The 1491-nt window shown below is 68.5% G+C and carries 1 protein-coding gene; it reads right to left on the reverse strand.

What is annotated here, in order from left to right:
* Positions 1-24 precede the first annotated feature (24 nt).
* Complete coding sequence (locus ACFYZJ_RS39375; protein WP_388577218.1) at positions 25-1227, reverse strand: IS110 family transposase; 1203 nt, start codon at positions 1225-1227, stop codon at positions 25-27.
* Positions 1228-1491 lie beyond the last annotated feature (264 nt).

The following is a 1491-nucleotide window of genomic DNA, read 5'->3' on the forward strand; positions in this document are numbered from 1 at the left end:
GGGGGGGTGCCTCTATGTCTTTCGTCAAGCGAGGCGTGGGGTTCTGGGTTCGTAGAAGGTTCCGTCGCGGAGCATGGCGAACAGCACGTTGATCCGTTGTCGGGCCAGGCGGAGGAGTGCCTGGGTGTGGGTCTTTCCCCTGGTCCGGCATTTGTCGTAGTAGGTGCGGGAGGCGGGATCGTGCAGGGCGGCGAACGCGGACAGGAACATCGCGCGTTTGAGTTGCCGGTTGCCGCCGCGGGGTGCGTGTTCGCCGTGGATCGAGGTTCCGGAGGACTTGGTCGTGGGGGCGAGACCGGCGTAGGAGGCCAGGTGGGCGGCGGTGGGGAAGCTGGTGCCGTCGCCGACGGTGACCAGCAGTGTGGCGGCGGTCCTGACGCCGACGCCGGGCAGCGACGTCAGGACCTTGGAAAGAGGGTGATCCTCCAGCAGGGCCTCGATCTGGACTTCGAGTGCTCGTCGCTGTTCGTGGATGGCGCCGAGCGAGCGGGCCAGCGACGGGATGACGATGTCGAGGGTGCCGGTGCCGGGAACGACGACGGTCTGCTCATCGAGGGCGTCGAAGACGTCGTCGATCAGCCGCGCTGCCATGCGTGGGGCTTTGGGCCGTATGACCTCGACGAGTTTGCGGCGTCCGGCCTTTCGCAGGGCGGCGGGGGATCCGTAGCGTTCCAGCAGCCAGGTGACGGCCTGGTGGTCGAGTCGGGGGCCAAGAACGCGCTCCAGGCTGGGGTGGAACTGGGTGAGCAGGCCGCGGATCCGGTTGCTGGTGCGGGTGGCCTCGGAGGCCAGATCCTGGTCGAAGCCGACCAGCACGGTCAGTTCGGCGGTGATCTCGTCGGTCAGTTCCAGCGAGCGCAGGGTGTGCGGCATCGTCCGGGCGGCGTCCGCGATCACGGCCGCGTCGCGGGCGTCGGTCTTCGCCTCGCCTGGATACAGGTCGGCGATCCGGCGCATGGCCAGTCCGGGCAGGTAGGCGACCTGACAGCCGGCGTCCCGGGCGACCGTGAGCGGCAGGGCTCCGACGGAGGCCGGCTGGTCCACGATCACCAGCACGGTGCCGAACTTGGTCTTCAGCTTGGTGAAGACCTCGCGCAGTTTGGGTTCGGTGTTGGGCAGCTGCTTGTCGAAGACCTTCTTGCCGGCCGGGGTGAGTCCGTGCCCGTGATGGTTCGTCTTGCCGACGTCCAGGCCCAGGAAGACGCCTATCTCGTCGCTGTCGTACAAGCCGTCCTCCCGAACGGATGTCGTGCGTGCTGGCCGGGGCGTTGGCGTCGTGCGCGCATCCACGTTATGCAGACCTGCCGCCCGCAAGCGGCCGGGCGTTGCGCCTGGCCAGGCGGTAGTCGGACCTCTCATCAGCGTCTCCCACGGCGCCTCTCGGACCCGGTGGCACCACCCCCCAGGTCATCCGTTCGACAGGGGGGAACAGCCATGCCGGGCCCGGAGGCCAGCGGCCCTCTTGCAGGACCGCGAAGAACATAACGGGGG

This window comes from Streptomyces sp. NPDC001848 (assembly GCF_042891915.1).
Taxonomy (GTDB): domain Bacteria; phylum Actinomycetota; class Actinomycetes; order Streptomycetales; family Streptomycetaceae; genus Streptomyces.